General features: G+C 37.5%; 17 protein-coding genes. 14 read left to right on the forward strand and 3 right to left on the reverse strand.

From position 1 onward, the window contains the following. Window position 1: 1 nt before the first annotated feature. From F935_RS07315 to putP, 8 genes are all read left to right on the forward strand, one after another. The gene (locus F935_RS07315; protein ID WP_016138327.1) at window positions 2-682 is read left to right on the forward strand and encodes a YoaK family protein; all 681 of its coding nucleotides are present in this window, start codon (window positions 2-4) and stop codon (window positions 680-682) included. A 3-nt stretch (window positions 683-685) separates the two neighbouring features. Then, on the forward strand, window positions 686-1,222 hold the full coding sequence (locus F935_RS07320; RefSeq protein WP_016138328.1) for a DUF2058 domain-containing protein: 537 nt from the start codon (window positions 686-688) through the stop codon (window positions 1,220-1,222). Between the two features lie 367 nt (window positions 1,223-1,589). Beyond that, window positions 1,590-3,437 (forward strand): ABC transporter ATP-binding protein, encoded by a 1,848-nt coding sequence (locus tag F935_RS07325; protein WP_016138329.1) that lies wholly within the window; start codon window positions 1,590-1,592, stop codon window positions 3,435-3,437. After that, window positions 3,437-3,877, forward strand: coding sequence for a MaoC family dehydratase (locus tag F935_RS07330; protein WP_004792778.1), 441 nt, complete (start codon window positions 3,437-3,439; stop codon window positions 3,875-3,877). Before F935_RS07325 ends, F935_RS07330 begins: the two co-directional genes overlap by 1 nt. A 107-nt stretch (window positions 3,878-3,984) precedes the next feature. After that, the gene (locus tag F935_RS07335; protein ID WP_016138330.1) at window positions 3,985-5,010 is read left to right on the forward strand and encodes an AraC family transcriptional regulator; all 1,026 of its coding nucleotides are present in this window, start codon (window positions 3,985-3,987) and stop codon (window positions 5,008-5,010) included. 37 nt (window positions 5,011-5,047) lie between these two features. Beyond that, the gene (gcvH, locus tag F935_RS07340) at window positions 5,048-5,422 is read left to right on the forward strand and encodes a glycine cleavage system protein GcvH (RefSeq protein WP_016138331.1); all 375 of its coding nucleotides are present in this window, start codon (window positions 5,048-5,050) and stop codon (window positions 5,420-5,422) included. Window positions 5,423-5,523: 101 nt separating this feature from the next. Continuing rightward, window positions 5,524-6,231 (forward strand): SIR2 family NAD-dependent protein deacylase, encoded by a 708-nt coding sequence (locus F935_RS07345; RefSeq protein WP_080645556.1) that lies wholly within the window; start codon window positions 5,524-5,526, stop codon window positions 6,229-6,231. 400 nt (window positions 6,232-6,631) lie between these two features. Further along, window positions 6,632-8,122, forward strand: coding sequence for a sodium/proline symporter PutP (putP, locus tag F935_RS07350; RefSeq protein ID WP_016138333.1), 1,491 nt, complete (start codon window positions 6,632-6,634; stop codon window positions 8,120-8,122). A gap of 34 nt (window positions 8,123-8,156) precedes the next feature. Here the strand turns inward: putP and F935_RS07355 are convergent, their stop codons facing one another. Next, window positions 8,157-8,645, reverse strand: a complete 489-nt coding sequence (locus tag F935_RS07355; protein WP_016138334.1) for an Lrp/AsnC ligand binding domain-containing protein — start codon at window positions 8,643-8,645, stop codon at window positions 8,157-8,159. 124 nt (window positions 8,646-8,769) lie between these two features. Here F935_RS07355 and putA point away from each other — a divergent pair, with 124 nt between their 5' ends. The 4 genes from putA to F935_RS07375 all read left to right on the forward strand — a co-directional run bounded on the left by putA (window position 8,770) and on the right by F935_RS07375 (window position 14,772). Beyond that, window positions 8,770-12,522, forward strand: coding sequence for a trifunctional transcriptional regulator/proline dehydrogenase/L-glutamate gamma-semialdehyde dehydrogenase (gene putA, locus F935_RS07360; RefSeq protein WP_016138335.1), 3,753 nt, complete (start codon window positions 8,770-8,772; stop codon window positions 12,520-12,522). Window positions 12,523-12,627: 105 nt separating this feature from the next. Then, window positions 12,628-13,101: a GrpB family protein gene (locus F935_RS07365; protein WP_016138336.1), complete on the forward strand. Its 474-nt coding sequence runs from the start codon at window positions 12,628-12,630 to the stop codon at window positions 13,099-13,101. A gap of 106 nt (window positions 13,102-13,207) precedes the next feature. Then, entirely contained in the window at window positions 13,208-14,293 is a 1,086-nt protein-coding gene (gene trmA, locus F935_RS07370) for a tRNA (uridine(54)-C5)-methyltransferase TrmA (protein WP_016138337.1), read from the forward strand. A gap of 248 nt (window positions 14,294-14,541) precedes the next feature. Next, complete coding sequence (locus F935_RS07375; RefSeq protein ID WP_003651412.1) at window positions 14,542-14,772, forward strand: hypothetical protein; 231 nt, start codon at window positions 14,542-14,544, stop codon at window positions 14,770-14,772. Between the two features lie 36 nt (window positions 14,773-14,808). On the opposite strand, the gene F935_RS07380 is transcribed toward F935_RS07375, so the two are convergent. Further along, window positions 14,809-15,543, reverse strand: a complete 735-nt coding sequence (locus F935_RS07380) for a phosphodiester glycosidase family protein (protein ID WP_016138338.1) — start codon at window positions 15,541-15,543, stop codon at window positions 14,809-14,811. Window positions 15,544-15,748: 205 nt separating this feature from the next. Between F935_RS07380 and F935_RS07385 the strand changes: the two genes are divergently transcribed. Further along, window positions 15,749-16,339 (forward strand): lecithin retinol acyltransferase family protein, encoded by a 591-nt coding sequence (locus tag F935_RS07385; protein WP_016138339.1) that lies wholly within the window; start codon window positions 15,749-15,751, stop codon window positions 16,337-16,339. A gap of 44 nt (window positions 16,340-16,383) precedes the next feature. Here F935_RS07385 and F935_RS07390 read toward each other — a convergent pair whose 3' ends face one another. Then, window positions 16,384-16,965, reverse strand: a complete 582-nt coding sequence (locus tag F935_RS07390; protein ID WP_005041161.1) for a YceI family protein — start codon at window positions 16,963-16,965, stop codon at window positions 16,384-16,386. A 218-nt stretch (window positions 16,966-17,183) separates the two neighbouring features. Here F935_RS07390 and F935_RS07395 point away from each other — a divergent pair, with 218 nt between their 5' ends. Further along, window positions 17,184-17,591, forward strand: coding sequence for an OsmC family protein (locus F935_RS07395; protein WP_016138340.1), 408 nt, complete (start codon window positions 17,184-17,186; stop codon window positions 17,589-17,591). Window positions 17,592-17,627: the final 36 nt, after the last annotated feature.

Below are 17,627 nucleotides of genomic sequence, written 5' to 3' on the forward strand. Positions count from 1 at the left end.
AATGCCATTTCAACGTCTACCAAACTGGTTCCAACTCGGAGCCTTTTTACTGGCATTCAATGCCGGAATGATTAATGTATTAGGGTTAATTACTCTTTTACATCAATCTATTTCACATATGACTGGCAACGTTAGTATGCTAGCTATGAGTTTGGTAGAGTGGCAACCAGAACATATCATTTTCTTGCTTCTGGTGATTATTTGTTATGTTTGCGGTTCATTTTATAGTGGTTTTATTTTAGGTAGCAGCCACTTCCGATTAGGTCGTCGCTATGGCCTACCCTTAAGTCTTGTTGCCTTATTCATTTTTCTTTGCTGGCTATTACTTCCTTATTTTCCACGCTATGGATTATTATGGGCTTGTACAGCGATGGGCCTACAAAATGCAATGGTGAGCCATTATAAAGGCACCATTATTCGAACTACCCATCTATCTGGTGTTTTAACAGATATTGGTTTAGCCCTTGGATATAAAGCCAGAGGCTTACCAGTAGAAAACCGACGTATTGTTTTACACTTACTTATTTTTACGGGTTTTCTGCTTGGGGGAATTCTCGCCGCGTTGGTACATCCGTATTTAAAGTTACAAGCATTTTTATTGCCAGCAACTTTAAGCTTAGTCTTAAGTATTTCTTACTGGGTAGTTTACTTCTACAGCCCTTCAACTTCACATAAGGATTAAGTCATGGTTAAAAATGCCTTACAAGCACAGCTACTAAAAGCTGGGTTAGTGGATAATAAAAAAGCAAAAAAACTAACAAAACAAGCTCACCACGAACAACGTATCGGGCAAAGCGATGAGCCTGAAATTAAAGCGAATATTGAAAAAGCTCAACAAGAAAAGTTAGCTAAAGATCAGGCTTTAAACTTAGAAAAACAGCAACAACTTGAGGAGAAAGCCCTCAAAGCATCTATCATTCAAATGATTAAACATCATAAAATTTCAAATACTGATGGTGATAGTGTTTATCAATTTATTGATGAGGGTAAGATCAAGAAGGTATATATTTCTCAGCAAATATATAATGCACTTGTTTCAGGCAGTTTACTCATTGCTAAAGATCAAAATCAATATGCATACTTACCTAAACCATTAGCTGAAAAAATTGATCAAAAAATGAAAGGTTTTATTCTATTGAACAATGCTGAGTCCAATGAACAGACCACAAATGAAGAAGATCCTTATGCAGCGTATGTTATTCCTGATGATTTAATGTGGTAATACATACAAGGGCCTTTATGATGTAAATCTAAAGGCCTTTTTCGAATTGCTTTAAAAGTATTAATTTAACAAATGTTCAAAATACTCAGAAAAAATACTTAAAGAATAAATTCCTTCACCACTTTATCTATTAATCCCGATATAATAAATCATAATTTTTTAAGTCCTCGCGACATTCTTGAAGATTTCTTCAGGTATCCAAATTTTACGTCATGTACTAATGAATGACGTACAACGTAATCAGTTCATGTGTATTTACACATACTCAAAAGATCGAAAACCTAAGTGATATTGATCTAACTGACTTTTTTGTAAATTTAATTGCAAAGACTCAATTAAGTGGCTTTTGTCTTAAAGGTAGTAATTCATGCTGAAGTGGTTTGAAAAACTTGTAGATCCCTACCCAACAAAAGGTTTGGATGAACCTTTACCAACTCGTTTTTTTCCATTTGTTTGGCAAGCGACGGAAGGCTTACGCCCTTACTTATTCTTACTTATTCTTTTTACAGCAGGTGCTGCGAGCTTTGAAGCCTTACTTTTTTCAAAGATTGGACAACTCGTAGATTGGTTAAGTAAAAGTCATCCTGAAAGTTTTTTCAGCCAACATGCAACTGATCTACTGCTTTTAATTGGTGTTTTATTTGCTAATATCTTTTTCGTAAATATTCAATCTATTGTTAAACACCAGATTTTATATAGTACTTTTCCCATGCGTTTGCGCTGGCGTTTTCATAATCTTTTATTGAAACAAAGCTTAGATTTTTTCCATAACGACTTTGCTGGAAGACTTTCTGCAAAAGTGATGCAAACGGCCCTAGCAATCCGTGAATTCTGGATTATTTTGGGCGACATGTTGGCTTATGTCGCTATTTACTTTATTACCGTTAGTATTGTTCTTGGGGCTATTTCACCCATTTTATTAATACCACTTTTAGTTTGGTTAACTTTATTTCTATTAAGTGCATGGTTCTTTATTCCCCGTTTAAGTAAAGTTTCGCAGCAGCAAGCCGATGCTAGATCAGTTATGACTGGCCGTATTACCGATGCTTATACCAATATTCAAACTGTTAAGTTGTTTGCTCATGCGGGACGTGAGAGCCAATATGCAAAAGCATCAATGAAAGAGTTTATGACAACAGTCTATGCTCAGATGCGTTTAGGCACTCTTTTTGAAATAAGTATCAACATGCTATCAGCCGTTTTATTTATTGGCGTTATTGGTACTTCAGTTTGGCTATGGACTCAAGGTCTAGCAGCATTAGGTGTAATTGCAGCAACTACTGCCATGATTTTAAAGCTTAATAGTATGGCTGAATTTATGATGTGGCACATGTCCGCGTTATTTGAAAATGTTGGAACCATTCAAGATGGTATGCAAACATTAGGTAAAAAAATCAATATTCAAGACAAACCAGAGGCAAAAACACTTAAAGTTCCCCAAGGCGAGATTGTATTTAAAGATGTAAGCTTTGCTTATAACAATAAAAATGTGATTGATCACTTCAACTTACATATTAAAGCAGGGGAAAAGATCGGTATTGTTGGGCGCTCTGGGGCAGGTAAATCAACGCTTATTCAACTGCTTTTACATTTTTATCATCTTAAAGACGGTGCAATTTTAATTGATGGGCAAAATATTGAAGATGTGACTCAAGATAGTCTAAGAGCAAATATTGCCTTAGTGACACAAGATACGTCTTTATTACATCGTTCAGTTGCCGAAAATATTAAATATGGCCGTCCAGATGCATCTGATGCCGACATGGAAAATGCTGTAAATAAAGCAAAAGCTGCCGAATTTATACCTCAATTGGTTGATTTAAAAGGTCGTAATGGATATCACGCTCAAGTAGGTGAACGTGGTGTAAAACTGTCTGGCGGTCAAAGACAACGTATTGCTATCGCACGCGTATTTTTAAAAGATGCTCCTATTCTCATTTTAGATGAAGCGACTAGTGCATTAGATTCAGAAGTTGAAGCAGCGATCCAATCCAGTTTAAATGACCTTATGGTTGATAAAACGGTTATTGCAATTGCACACCGATTATCTACTATTGCACAAATGGACCGTTTAATTGTTCTTGATGAAGGTCGAATTGCTGAGCAAGGAACACATGAAGAGCTAATTGCTCAAAATGGAATATATGCACAACTATGGAAACGTCAAACAGGCGGCTTCTTGTTTGAACAAAAAGTTTTACAGGGTCAAGATTAATGCTTTATTTAGAAGATTTGAAAATTGGTGATCGTTTCATTAGCCGTGAATATGAAATCACCTTAGATGAAATCAAAAAATTTGCAAACTCCTATGACCCTCAAACATTTCACACAGATGAAGAGCAAGCTAAGCATGATCCTATTTTTCAGGGGATTGCTGCCAGCGGTTGGCATACTTCTGCCATCACGATGCGTTTATGGACAGAGTGCATGCCGATCCATGGGGGTTTAATCGGTTCAGAATCTAGTCTACGTTGGCCACGCCCTACTCGACCTGGTGACAGAATTCATGTTGAAGCTGAAATTTCAGCTATCACACCATCCAAAACAAAATTAGATCGTGGTATTGTTAGTTACGTTACGCAGGCCTTAAATCAACACGGGGATGTTTTACTTATTTCAACAACAAAAATTGTTGTCTTTAAAAAAAATGTTTAAAAATGGTTGATATGATTGTCTAACAGTTTTTATAAACTCAGATTATATTTCATGACAAGATGTGTAAGAAATGCATGTGAAAAATTGATGAGAGCAATGGAACGCATATGAAAATTACCTCAGCTCGTCAAGATCAGGGTATTCCGGGTGTCTATGGCTTATTGCTATTAGATGTTGTTTCGCGTTGGGGATACAACGATGAAACATTATTTGCTCCATTTCATCTTACCAGTGAGCAACTGGCTGACCCTGACTATCGTATTTCTACACCAGTAGCAAATGAACTGGTTAAACACGCGCTTAATTTAACCGGTGAAACTACGTTGGGTTACCATTTGGGTACTCAAATGCGTATTTCAATTCATGGCTTCATTGGCTATGCAATTATGACAGCCAAAGATATTACTGAAGCAATTGCTCTTGCAGCTCGCTTTATTCAGCTACGTTTGCCCTTTTTACAATTATATTTCTCTACTTTCGGACCCAAGGCGACCTTACAATTACAGTGTGATATTGAACTAGAGCCTTTACGCACAGAAATCGTTTTAGGTTTAACGATCGGTATCATGAGCATGGCGAAAGCGATGACTGGTATTGAAGATTTAGCTGGTGATGTAGATTTAGATTTCCCAGAACCGGAAGGTTTTGACAAATACAAAAATAAGCTAAGCAGCACAATTCGCTTTAACCAACCACATTTAATTTCAAGTTTTGATAAAAAGTATTTAGGGCTTAAATTAATTAATTCAGATCCAATCGCCAGTCAAGTTGCCATTAATCAATGTGAATCTGAACTTTCTGCTTTGGGTGAGCGCCGTCGTTTAGCAATGCGAGTTCGTGATATTTTAAGTAATTCTGAACAACATTACTTAAGCATAGAAAATGTAGCAGAATATCTACACATGTCAGATCGGACACTCAAGCGTCAATTAGCTGCAGAAGGAACTTCCTTTTCGACTTTGGTTGATGAAGTGCGTTATCGACATGCAACATCTCTACTTTCCCGTACAGATTATAGTCTTGAACAAATTGCAGATGAACTTGGTTATTCGGACGTTGCAAATTTTAGCCGAGCTTTTAAACGCTGGAGCGGCCGTAGCCCAAGCAACTGGCGTAAAGACCCATACTTATAATGTTTAAAACTATTGGACACAAGCTTAAGGAGTTACTATGAATCATCCTTCGGAACTGAAGTATGCACGTACACATGAGTGGGTAAAAATTGAAGGTGATCTTGTTATTACAGGGATTACTGACCATGCACAAGATGAACTTGGCGATTTGGTGTACGTCGAAACTCCGGAAGTTGGAAGCCAAGTTACTGCTGGCGAACAAGCTGGTGTGGTTGAATCAGTGAAAACTGCTTCAGACATTCATGCTCCTGTTTCAGGTACTGTAGTTGAAGTAAATACGGACCTTGAAGACGATCCTGATTTTGTAAATGACGATCCATATGGTAAAGGCTGGATTTATAAAATCAAACCAGACAATATTGCCGATGTTGAAAAACTTTTATCAAATTCAGAATATGAAGCTGGCTTATAAAAGATAGCGACAGCTTTCCATATTTAATAAAAACCAGTTTAGATTTAGACTGGTTTTTTTCTTTGTATTGGTAGTTAATTTAAAGTCAGTTCTCTGATTCGGTGACCTTGATGATAAACCTTGTTGTATTCTCTGGCGCAGGAATGAGTGCCGAAAGTGGAATTAGCACTTTTCGTGATAGTAATGGTCTATGGGAAAATTACGATATCCAACAAGTTGCCACACCTGAAGCATGGCAAAAGAGCCCTGCTTTAGTTCAACGCTTTTACAATAAACGACGTAAAAACATTTTAGAAGCCAAACCAAACGAAGCTCATCAATATATTGCTAAGTTACAAGATTATTTTGATGTACACGTTATTACTCAAAATATTGATGATTTGCATGAACGTGCGGGAAATTCCAACGTTTTACATTTGCATGGCAACATTCGGTTAGCAAAAAGTTCTGGTCCAAATGCACAATTTACAACTCGGTTTTATGACATTAACGGTTGGAAATTAGACTTAGAAAATGACCTTTGCCCAGATGGCTACCCCCTTCGCCCACATGTAGTTTGGTTTGGCGAAGCTGTACCTGCTTATGAAGAAGCAATTAGATTAGTGCAAAGTGCAGATGTTTTTATAGTAATTGGGTCCACATTAAGCGTATATCCAGTTGCAGGTTTAGTACACGAAATTTCAGATCAATGTAAGGCTTATTATATAGATCCGAAAGCAGACTATGGACGTGTTCCCCAACAATACGAATTATTAAAGATGTCAGCGACTCAAGGAATGCATCAACTTTTTGAGAATTTAATCCATTAATAGCTATTTTTAAGGACCAAATAAATTTAATTTGAATGAAAATTCTTATTTTTTGGACAAATTTTTCTAACATTGTTCTAATTTTGTGCAATAAGATTTTGTCCTCATCCCTTTTTATAACTAAATACAGAGTTATTTTTTTGAAAAACTGATTATTCTCAAGATAATTTAAAAAAATAAAATATTAAAAAATTATAAGTTAATGATTAATATTATAATTTTTCACTTAAAAAATCTAATTATTTCAAGTTACACAAAGATACAAAAGTACAATATAAAAATAACAGAGAGAAAAAAATCTTTTGTGGTTGAATCTCAACCTCTTGAAAGCCGTACAAGAAAACAGCGACCTGGATTAGGTTACAATCACGGATTATGGATATAAGGACACACATCCATCATGAGTTATTTTGATCCCACCCTCATCATGTTTATGGTGTACATCTTAGCAATGGTACTTATTGGCTTGTTTGCCTACCGTGCTACAAGCGACTTCTCAGATTATATTCTTGGTGGTCGTAGTTTAGGCAGTTTCGTTACTGCGTTATCCGCAGGCGCATCAGACATGAGTGGCTGGCTACTCATGGGCTTACCAGGAGCAATTTATCTTTCTGGTCTATCTGAAGCGTGGATTGCAATTGGTCTTATTATCGGTGCTTGGCTTAACTGGCTACTGGTTGCTGGTCGATTACGCGTTCATACTGAAATCCAAAATAATGCATTAACTTTGCCAGATTATTTTACAAGCCGTTTTGATGACCAGAAAAAAGTACTTCGTATTTTCTCTGCTGTTATCATCTTGGTTTTCTTCGCTATTTACTGTGCTTCAGGCATGGTAGCGGGCGCCCGTTTATTTGAAAATTTATTCGGCATGTCTTACAACACAGCTATTTGGCTCAGTGCTATTGCAACCATCAGTTATGTTTGTATCGGTGGATTCTTAGCAATTAGCTGGACTGATACATTCCAAGCTGGATTGATGATTTTTGCCCTGATTTTGACACCAATCGTGACTTACCTTGCGATCGGGGACACAACTCATTTTGTTACCCTCATTGAAACTGCACGCCCGCATGCATTTAATCTCATCTCAGATTTTGGTGTGGTAGCCGTTTTATCTTCCATGGCATGGGGACTTGGTTACTTTGGTCAACCGCACATCCTTGTACGATTCATGGCAGCCGATTCAGTAAAATCTATTCCTGCTGCTCGTCGTATTGGTATGACTTGGATGATTTTATGCTTGATGGGTGCTGTAGGTGCTGGTTTCTTCGGTATTGCTTATTTTGAGCTACATCCTGAATTAGCAGCTGTTGTAAGCAAAAACCCTGAAACGGTATTTATGGAATTGACTAAAATTTTATTCAATCCATGGATTGTGGGCATCATTTTGGCGGCAATTTTAGCTGCTGTGATGAGCACGTTAAGCTGTCAACTTTTAGTATGTTCAAGTGCTTTAACTGAGGATTTATACAAAGGTTTCTTTCGTAAAAATGCATCTCAAAAAGAACTTGTATGGGTTGGCCGTGTAATGGTTCTTGTCATTGCTGTTCTTGCCATTGTGCTTGCAGGGAACCCTGATAGTAAGGTTCTTGGTCTTGTTGCTTATGCTTGGGCTGGCTTCGGTGCAGCGTTTGGTCCGCTTATCATCTTGTCATTGTTCTGGAAACGTATGAATTTACAAGGTGCTTTAGCAGGTATGATCGTTGGTGCAGTTGTGGTTATTGGCTGGAAAAATCTTTTCGCAGGCACAGGTGTTTACGAAATCATTCCAGGCTTTATCCTTGCATTTATCAGCATCATTGTAGTGAGTCTCTTAACTAAAGCGCCAAATACGACAGTAACTGGACGCTTTGAACAAGCTGATAAACTCTACAAAGAAAGCGTATAAATCATTGAAATAAATAAAGGGGCTTCGGCCCCTTTTATTTATTTTTGGTTTTGATTTTAATTTTTGAAGTATCTTTCACTACTTGCATCACTGGGTAACTTCGAGTTTCTTTTACCCCAGGCAACTGCCACAACACCTGCCCCGCAATTCGTCTAAATTCTTCCATACTGCCACTTCGTAATTTAATTAAAAAGTCGAAACCTCCACTTACCATGTGGCATTCCACAATCTCTGGATAGTGCACTACAGCATCAATAAACTCATCTAAAACATTAGGTGTCGTTTTATCCAATAACACCTCAACAAACACCAGAAAATTGGCGTTTAAATTAACAGGGTTTAGCTTAGCCTCGTATCCCAAGATAAATTCATCTTTTGTCAGCTTTTGAACTCGAGCCATCACAGCAGTGGGAGATAAATTCACAAGTTCGGCCAATTTACTGTTAGAAATACGCCCATCTGTTTGAAGAATATCTAAAATTTTTAAATCAGTGCGATCAAGGCTTAATAATGGGCCATTCATCTGAATTTTCCTCTAAAAAATGGGACAAATATAGTGAGTTATTCGGTGTTTCTTCTGTAATGATAAATTATCTAAACCTCTCTACTCAAGAACTTTGTACGAGAGTCGGTTGTCGGAAACAGATATGAATACAATGGATACTTTTCATCAAATGGATAAATCTCACCAAGGCTATATCACCGAATTCAACGATAAAAGTGAGTTTGAACAACGCATTAACACAGCTTGGCGACGTGCAGAGCCAGAAGTTGTAGAAGAGCTATTACAAGCTGCCGCGGTATCTGATGATTTAGATCATAAAATTTATGACCTTGCTTTTAATCTTGCCCATAATTTACGTGAACGTAAAACTTCTTCGGGTAAAGCAGGTATTGTTCAAGGGTTATTACAAGAATTCTCTCTTTCTTCACAAGAAGGTGTGGCGCTCATGTGTCTTGCTGAAGCTTTGCTTCGTATTCCTGACACAGCAACACGTGACTTGTTAATTCGAGATAAAATCAATCAAGGCAACTGGAAAGAACACGTTGGCCAAAGCACATTAATGTTTGTAAATGCTGCTGCATGGGGCCTCATGTTAACTGGTAAGCTGATGGAAACACCAAAGCAAACCAGCCTTTCAAGCGTACTTACTGGTTTGTTGGCACGTAGTGGCCGTGGCATTATTCGTAAAGCAGTTGATGTTGCAATGCGCATGATGGGCGAACAGTTTGTGACTGGTGAAACCATTGAAGAAGCTGTTGACCACGCAAAAGCGCTGGAAGACAAAGGTTTCCGCTATTCTTACGACATGCTAGGTGAAGCAGCCTTAACTGAGCATGATGCTGAACGTTACTTTAACGATTATAACCAAGCCATTCATGCAATTGGCAAAGCGTCTAACGGTAAAGGTGTTTATGATGGCCCGGGTATTTCAATCAAGCTTTCTGCTTTACACCCTCGCTATCAACGTGCGCAAATTGAACGTGTTCATCAAGAACTTTACGGCAAAGTATTTGAACTCGCTCGTTTAGCTAAACACTACAACATTGGTTTAAATATCGATGCTGAAGAGTCAGAGCGTTTAGAAATTTCCCTTGAGTTACTTGAGCGTCTTTGCTTCGAACCAGAACTTGCGGATTGGAAAGGTATTGGCTTCGTTATTCAGGCGTACCAAAAACGCTGTTTCTTCGTGGTTGATTATATTATTGATCTTGCGAAACGTAGTCAGAAACGCCTCATGATCCGCCTTGTGAAAGGTGCGTATTGGGATAGCGAAATTAAGAAAGCTCAAATCGAAGGTATGGACGACTACCCTGTCTTTACCCGTAAAGTACATACAGATTTATCTTATATCGCTTGTGCTAAAAAATTACTTGCTGCGCCAGAGTTTATCTATCCGCAATTTGCAACTCATAATGCTCAAACATTGGCAACGATCTATCATTTAGCTGATCCAAGCAAATATTATGCTGGTCAATATGAGTTCCAATGTTTACACGGTATGGGTGAACCACTTTATGAACAAGTTGTTGGTCCGCGTGAGCAAAATAAATTAGGTGTGCCATGCCGTATTTATGCTCCCGTTGGTAACCATGAAACTTTGTTGGCTTATTTGGTTCGTCGTTTACTTGAAAATGGCGCGAATACTTCATTCGTTAACCGTATTGCCGACAAAACACTTAAAGTTGAAGATCTCATTCAGTCTCCAATTTACGATATTCGCAAAGCAGCTAAACTCGAAGGCTTGGTTGGTTTAAAACACCCATCAATTCCGTTACCTTTAGACATGTATGGATCACTCCGTAAAAACTCTAAAGGATATGATTTAGCAAACGATGCTCCACTTGAAGCTCTAGATAATACAGCTCAACAACTACGTAATCGTATTTGGCAAAGCCATCCATTATTGGCAAATAACGATTCGTTAGAGCAAGGCCATTCCATTGCAATTACAAACCCAGCACAAAATGATGAAATTGTTGGGCATGTACAAGAAGCTGATCTTAAGCATGTAGAAATTGCGCTTAATGCAGCTGAGCAAGCTCAATCTGAATGGTCAAATACGCCTAAAGATCAGCGCGCTCAATACTTAAAACGTGCAGCAGACCTCATGGAAGGCCGTATGCAAGAACTTATGGTTCTTCTAAGCCGTGAAAGTGGTAAGACTTATGCAAATGCGATTGCAGAAGTTCGCGAAGCTGTAGATTTCTTACGTTACTATGCGACTCAAGTTGAGAATCTTCCTGCAAATACAACAATTCAGCCTTTAGGTACTGTACTTTGTATTAGCCCATGGAACTTCCCTCTTGCCATTTTCTCAGGTCAAATTGCAGCAGCACTAGGCAGCGGTAACTGTGTTATTGCTAAACCTGCTGAACAAACACCTTTAATTGCAGCTCAGGCAGTTCAGATTTTATGGGAAGCCGGTATTCCACATGGTGCTGTACAGCTACTTCCTGGCCGCGGTGAAACAGTTGGTGCTCAGCTTAGCCAAGATAATCGTATCGATGGCATAATGTTTACTGGCTCGACTGAAGTTGCGAAAATTTTACAGAAAACCGTTGCAAAACGTTTATCTGAAAATGGTCAATCTATTCCCCTCATTGCAGAGACTGGCGGTCAAAACGCAATGATTGTGGATTCATCAGCATTAACTGAACAAGTTGTACTTGATGTTGTAAGTTCTGCTTTTGATAGCGCGGGTCAACGCTGCTCTGCTTTACGTATTTTGTGTGTGCAAGAAGACAGTGCTGCAAGCGTTATTAAAATGCTTAAAGGTGCAATGCAACAGTTGATCGTAGGTAACCCTTCGATTTTGAAAACTGACATTGGTCCTGTGATTGATGACGAAGCGAAACAGACGATTGACCAGCACATCCAGAAAATGAAGTCTAAAGGCTACCCTATACATCAGTTGATGTTCGGCGCAACAAGCCAAAATGAATTAGATAAAGGAACTTTTGTTGTACCAACAGCAATTGAGTTACCTAATCTTGATGATTTGCAACGTGAAGTCTTTGGTCCAGTTTTACACATCATTACCTATAAATACGGCGAGCTTGAACAACTCATCTCACGTATTAATGCCAAAGGTTATGGTTTAACGATGGGGCTTCATACGCGTATTGATGAAACCATCCAAACAGTTATTCAACATGCTGAAGTTGGCAACCTCTATATCAACCGTAATATTGTCGGTGCTGTAGTTGGTGTACAACCATTCGGTGGTGAAGGTCTATCTGGTACAGGTCCAAAAGCTGGTGGTCCACTATATATGTACCGCTTAATGCAACATTGTTCAAATAAAGTATTAGCAACACCATTTGCCATGAAGACTGAACAAACTGCTTTTGAAGGCTTTAACCGTGAGGTTTATCAGAGCTTACAAAGTTGGGCGAAACAGCATTTACCACAAGCAAATCGAGATATTGAACCATTTGGTGTCGATAAGTTTTATGAGTTACAAGGTCCTACTGGGGAAAGTAACCAATATATTATTTTGCCGCGTCATAGAGTTCTTTCTATTGCAGATACAGAACAAAATCAATTACATCAATTGCTCGCAATTTTTGCAGTGGGTAGCCAAGCAGCAGTAATGCCAAATAGTCCATTATTGGCAAAATATAAACAAACCTTGCCAAAAGATGTGCTTGCTGCAATTACTACAGTCAAAAATATCAGTTCTGATGATTTTGATGCAGTTTTACATCATGGTAACCGCGAAGAAATCTTCTCATTACAGCAAGAAGTTGCGACGCGTTCTGGCGCAATTGTTGGTATTACACATGTTGAGCCAAATGAGACTATTCCGCTTGAGCGTTTAGTGATTGAACGTGCGATTAGTGTGAATACAGCTGCAGCTGGTGGTAACGCAAGCTTAATGACAATGGCTGATTAACCCATCATTTTTCTAAAAAGCCCAAATCTCAGTATTTGGGCTTTTTTATTTAATAAAGTAATCTATTCTTAAATATATAAATTTTATCAAATCGAGATTCTAATAATGGTCTTTTTAGAACCAGAACAATATCAACAAAAATGTGCTCAGCTTTATAATTTGTATCAAAAAGATATTTCCACACTTCTACCATTTGCCCAAATTGAGCACATTGGTTCATCTGCAATACCGAATGCGATTTCAAAAGGTGATCTAGATATTTACGTCGAAGTTAAACCTGATCAATTTGAATTCGCAATAACGCAGTTAAAAACACTTAATTTTGTAGAAAAGCAAAATACCCTAAGAACGCATGAGCTTTGTATGCTCGAATCACTTAACAATGATGATGTGGCATTTCAAATTGTAGTAACGGACTCAGTATTCACATTTTTCTTAACATTTAAAAATCAACTTATAGGCTCTCCCGCCTTGGTCCACGAATATAACCAATTAAAATTAGAGTGTAGCCATTTAGACCATGACCAATATAGAACAATAAAAGCAGATTTTATTAATCGCGTTTTGAAACATCCTTAATTTTAACGTTAGTCTTGCTTATTAATATCTAGCTAAAATTGGCTCCTGTAACCCCGTTTTTTTTGATACCATTCACTATTTGATTCTGTCTAAATTTTCTTTGTCTATGACCTCTTCTTATCAACAACAACTTCAAACTAAAATTGACCGCATTACTGCCCAATTTTCTGAATTTACTCCACCTACACTAGAAGTGTTTGAGTCACCTGAACAACACTTCCGTATGCGTGCTGAGTTTCGTATCTGGCATACAGAAAATGACATGTTCTATGCCATGTTTGAACGTAATGATGATGACAAGCAGAAAACAGTTGTACGCATTGATGAGTTTCCCATTGCAGACCAAAGCATTAATGATTTAATGCCAAAACTTTTGGAAGAACTTAAAGCGGAACCCAAGCTTTCTAGCCGTATATTTGAAGCTGATTTTCTTGCAACACTTAGCGGAGAAATGTTAGTCACATTAATCTATCACCGCAAACTAGACGAAGAATGGGAACAAGCTGCTAAAGCGCTTGCTGAGAAGTTAGACATTAAAATTATGGGCCGCAGTCGTGGCCAGAAAATTATTATTGGTGATGACTTTGTCGTAGAAGAATTTGAACTTTTAAACCGTTCATTTAAATACAAACAAATCGAAAGTAGCTTTACTCAACCAAATGCACAAGTTTGCAAAAAAATGCTGCAATGGGCATGTGATGCCGCGGAAGGATCGAAAAAGCATTTATTAGAACTCTACTGTGGTAACGGTAACTTTACTCTTCCACTTTCTTTAAAGTTCGAACGAGTGCTCGCTACTGAACTTGCAAAATCTTCGGTTTATGCAGCTCAATGGAACATCGAACAAAACCAGATTGATAATATTCAAGTAGCCCGTCTTTCAGCTGAAGAATTTACTCAAGCTTATCAAGGTGAGCGTGAATTCCGACGCTTACAAGAAGCGAATATTGACATTCAGAGTTATGATTTTGATACCGTATTTGTCGATCCTCCGCGTGCAGGGATTGATGATGAAACTTTAAAATTATTACAGGATTTTGAGCGTATTATTTATATTTCATGCAACCCAGATACATTGTATGAGAACTTAAAAATATTAGGTTTAACTCACCGTATTACGAAGTTTGCATTGTTTGATCAGTTCCCATATACCCATCATGTTGAGTCAGGTGTATTGCTTGAGAAGATTTAAACAAAATCTTTCATTGTAACGATTTAAGTAAGGAGGTTTTATACCTCCTTATTTTTTAACACTTTATTAGATAAGTATTTAAATTTTCAAAAAATATCAAGTCATCTATCCGTCATAATTTCGTTTAACTCGAGTATTCCTATCGAAAATTCTTGAGTTCAATTGGTGGATTTATCACTTATAGAGGCTTGTATTTTATTTTAAATTGGCTATATTTCGAGCTATGTTAAGTTGTATATGAAGGCTCTATGAGTTTTTGGCAAAAGCTGTTCTTGGCAGATCAACAGCATAACGAGCATAAAAACCAAACTGCTTGTGTTGAAAATGACTGCTCATGTAAAACAAATGAACAACTTCTAAGTGCGCTTGCGCTAGCAACAGATGAAGATGTCATTAAGGGAATTAAAAAAGTTCTTATTTCCCGTGGTTATAGCCGAAAAGAGTTAAATGAACTCACTCAAAAACCATCTATTCACTAATAAAAAAAGCCAGTCTTGTACTGGCTTTTTTATATTTCACTTTAATCGACAACCTGTCTGGTCGACCAAACCAACAATTGGGCCCATTTCAAATAGTTGATCATTACGCTTTGTCTTTTGAACATATAAACTAGAAATAGAACCATCAAGATATAAAGCCTGCTCCACCTTAAGATTTCTTTGAAAGAACTGAGCAAACTTGTAGAAACTCACGGTATTCGTCGATATTACAAAGTAGAGTTTATTATTTCGAATCACGACTCCATTACGAATTTTATTTGATTGAGAATCTGGTAAAAAAAGGGAATTTATCTTTCTATCAATCACTAACATGGGACCAGACTGTGTCGCATAATCAACGTAGAAATCGCGTTTACTATATTGCTGCGTTGTTAAAATAAAAGCCTGTTTTTTATTCCAAGCTAACACTCCATTAGGCTGTAAAAAGAAATTCCCCAATCCTTTATTTTCATTTAATGGCTGAACCACCTTAGCTTGTTCAATATAGAGTCCTACTGGAGAAAATCCGGGATGGAACATTCCTGCATTCATTGCGAAGGAAAGTCGCTCACATTGTTTTAAATTTTTCTGAATATTATTAAAGCTTTTGTAATACTGTTGATTATTGGAATTCTTAAGGAACAAACGCAACTGTTTTAAATCGCTAATTGCAACCACATCATATTGGTCACCTTCTGCTGTTTTAACTTGCTGGTATTCGATAGCATAGACAGACTGAATCAAAAGCCCATATACAGTTAAACACCTCATCTACCATTTCATTTAATACCACCAGCCATGACATTTTTTCTTCATATTAAACCTTTAAATTATATACAATAAATGCAAATAGATTGAGTATGCACCGAACTCATTCATTCGACGTAATCAATACACTCCACATTGCTGATATTGGTTATAATCGTTAGCAGCTTTTCAATAAAAGCCATTTACACTTTATTGGATCAGCGTAAGCATGCAACAACCGAATAAGCGCTACCCTCTAGGGGCTCATCTCATCGTAAAGCATCTCGGCTATAGCCATCATGGTATATATGCTGGGAGAGGTAGAGTTATCCATTATTCAGGCTTAGCGCATTTCATCAAGAAACGCCCGATTGAAATCACTTCAATAGATGCTTTCTCGCATGGCAAAAAAATTCACGTTCGCTCTTATGACACGCCACGCTATAAAGGAAAAGCTATCGTACGCCGGATGCGTTCACGTATGCATGAAAACCACTACCATCTGATTATTAATAACTGTGAACATTTATGTAGCTGGGCAATCACCGGAGTCGAAAGTAGCACCCAAGTTGAACGTATGATGCATCGATTAACGACCATTGGATATGTAAGCTCAATCATGAGCTATATGAATGGTATGATGCTCACTGTTGCAACAACATGTTTTGCTCTCGTTCTTTATATTAAAAAGAAATTACGTGATCAGGCAAAAATGAAGGTCCCTACTTATCAATTCCTTAGAGAAAAATCTGAAAAAAGGAATATTGATCCTTCAGTCCCTTTAGTATTTATAGATCCAGATAAAAAAGAACCCATTTAATAAAAAAGCCCTCAAAAATGAGAGCTTTTTAGAAAACTTAAAACTTATTTTTTATCAACTTTTGCTTCAGTTGTAATATTTACAGTGATTTTATCACCCACATTCGGCACATAGTTTCCTAGACCAAAGTCAGAGCGCTTGAATGAAGTTGTAGCATTGAAACCAATCGCTGGAACTTTTGCCATTGGGTGTTCGCCTTGCTTGTTTAAAACAGCGTCAAGTACTACAGGCTTAGTTACACCTTTAACAGTCAAATCACCCGTAATTTTAAAGTGCTTTTTGTCTTTGGTTTCAACTTTAGTACTTTTAAAAGTAATGTTTGGATATTTAGCTGCATTAAACCAAGCTTCTTCTTGGAACTCTTTATCCAAAGCAGGAACGTTTGTATTTACACTGCTTAAAGGGATAGTTACATTTACAGATGAGTTTGCTGGTTTAGCATTATCAACTTTAATTACACCTTGGATATCCGAGAAGTTAGCGCTTGGCGTAGAGAAACCAAAGTGATTCCACGAGAAAACAGTAGCTGTATGTGTAGGATCAATTTTGTAGTCCACCGGCGCAGCTAAAGTAACTGAACTAGCCAATGCTACTGCCAAACCGAAGCTTAATGTTTTAAGATGCATTTTTCGTATCCTTTATTGATATAGTCGTTAGTGTATACATCAAGTAATTTAATTCACTATTCTTTATAAAACGATATGTTTCATCCATGCAACAATAAAAGCGTTACAGTTATTATTTAAAAACAATATTATAAAGTACAGGTACTTTTGTACCGTGTTTAGATTCTCAAATTAATTGGTTTTTACTTCGACTTTATTGATCAATAACAAGGTAAAACATGGCTAATACTGCTCAAGCACAAAGTACTTCTACTCCATATCGAGTAACTCTGACCGATCCTTCAGGTCACCAATGGTTTGCCGATGAACCTACAGACAAAGGTGGTCTAGATACTGCTCCAAACCCAGTTCAAATCTTACTGTCTGCTTTAGGCGCTTGTACCACCATTACACTAGAAATGTATGCGAATCTTAAGGGTATTAAGCTTGATCATGTTCAAGTTGATTTAGCATTAAACCCAAATGGTGAACCAGAGAAAGGTCAAAATAATATTGAACGCAAAATCACCCTCAAAGGTGAATTCACTGAAGACCAACACAAACGCTTATTAAAAGTTGCCGAGAACTGCCCTATTCATAAATTACTGACTTCTCAAATCAATATTCAAACCGAACTTAGTATTTAAGCTTTCAAATATAAAAAAGCGCTCCATGAGGAGCGC

Origin of the sequence: Acinetobacter calcoaceticus ANC 3811 (genome assembly GCF_000399665.1) — a bacterium.
GTDB lineage: Bacteria > Pseudomonadota > Gammaproteobacteria > Pseudomonadales > Moraxellaceae > Acinetobacter > Acinetobacter calcoaceticus_B.

Bases quoted from the DNA above. Each gene is read 5' to 3' on its own strand.
- F935_RS07315 (WP_016138327.1), top strand. From the start codon at position 2: ATGCCATTTCAACGTCTACCAAACTGGTTCCAACTCGGAGCCTTTTTA.
- F935_RS07320 (WP_016138328.1), top strand. From the start codon at position 686: ATGGTTAAAAATGCCTTACAAGCACAGCTACTAAAAGCTGGGTTAGTG.
- F935_RS07325 (WP_016138329.1), top strand. From the start codon at position 1,590: ATGCTGAAGTGGTTTGAAAAACTTGTAGATCCCTACCCAACAAAAGGT.
- F935_RS07330 (WP_004792778.1), top strand. From the start codon at position 3,437: ATGCTTTATTTAGAAGATTTGAAAATTGGTGATCGTTTCATTAGCCGT.
- F935_RS07335 (WP_016138330.1), top strand. From the start codon at position 3,985: ATGAAAATTACCTCAGCTCGTCAAGATCAGGGTATTCCGGGTGTCTAT.
- gcvH (WP_016138331.1), top strand. From the start codon at position 5,048: ATGAATCATCCTTCGGAACTGAAGTATGCACGTACACATGAGTGGGTA.
- putP (WP_016138333.1), top strand. From the start codon at position 6,632: ATGAGTTATTTTGATCCCACCCTCATCATGTTTATGGTGTACATCTTA.
- F935_RS07355 (WP_016138334.1), bottom strand. From the start codon at position 8,645: ATGAATGGCCCATTATTAAGCCTTGATCGCACTGATTTAAAAATTTTA.
- putA (WP_016138335.1), top strand. From the start codon at position 8,770: ATGAATACAATGGATACTTTTCATCAAATGGATAAATCTCACCAAGGC.
- F935_RS07365 (WP_016138336.1), top strand. From the start codon at position 12,628: ATGGTCTTTTTAGAACCAGAACAATATCAACAAAAATGTGCTCAGCTT.
- trmA (WP_016138337.1), top strand. From the start codon at position 13,208: ATGACCTCTTCTTATCAACAACAACTTCAAACTAAAATTGACCGCATT.
- F935_RS07375 (WP_003651412.1), top strand. From the start codon at position 14,542: ATGAGTTTTTGGCAAAAGCTGTTCTTGGCAGATCAACAGCATAACGAG.
- F935_RS07380 (WP_016138338.1), bottom strand. From the start codon at position 15,543: ATGAGGTGTTTAACTGTATATGGGCTTTTGATTCAGTCTGTCTATGCT.
- F935_RS07385 (WP_016138339.1), top strand. From the start codon at position 15,749: ATGCAACAACCGAATAAGCGCTACCCTCTAGGGGCTCATCTCATCGTA.
- F935_RS07390 (WP_005041161.1), bottom strand. From the start codon at position 16,965: ATGCATCTTAAAACATTAAGCTTCGGTTTGGCAGTAGCATTGGCTAGT.
- F935_RS07395 (WP_016138340.1), top strand. From the start codon at position 17,184: ATGGCTAATACTGCTCAAGCACAAAGTACTTCTACTCCATATCGAGTA.